Annotated in this window: 1 pseudogene; it reads left to right on the top strand. The window is 29.2% G+C overall.

What is annotated here, in order from left to right:
• A pseudogene (locus SB658_RS23600) lies at nucleotides 1-277 on the top strand (FAD-binding monooxygenase); the annotation flags it as partial.

Genomic DNA, 277 nt, shown 5'->3' with positions numbered 1-277 from the left:
AGTGGCTTAGGGGTTATATATTCCTCTATGCATATGAAAGAAAAGCATCCATTGATAGGGAAAAGATGTACAAATCTTACTATTTCTTCTCAAAATAAGAAAACTTATAAACTCTTTGAATTGATGCAAGATGGTAAATATATTTTATTAATACATCCTTCTTATAAAGAAGAAATAGATAAAATAAACATTGATTCGCACACAAAGGTGGTTGTAGGAGAAATACAGGATTATCAATTAAAAAATATTGATGTCATTTTAATTCGCCCCGATGGTC

The sequence above is a fragment of the Bacillus sp. SIMBA_008 genome (assembly GCF_046535495.1).
GTDB classification, from domain to species: domain Bacteria; phylum Bacillota; class Bacilli; order Bacillales; family Bacillaceae; genus Bacillus; species Bacillus subtilis.
Note: the sequence above shows the minus strand (reverse complement) of the source record. Positions and strands in the feature narration are given on the sequence as shown.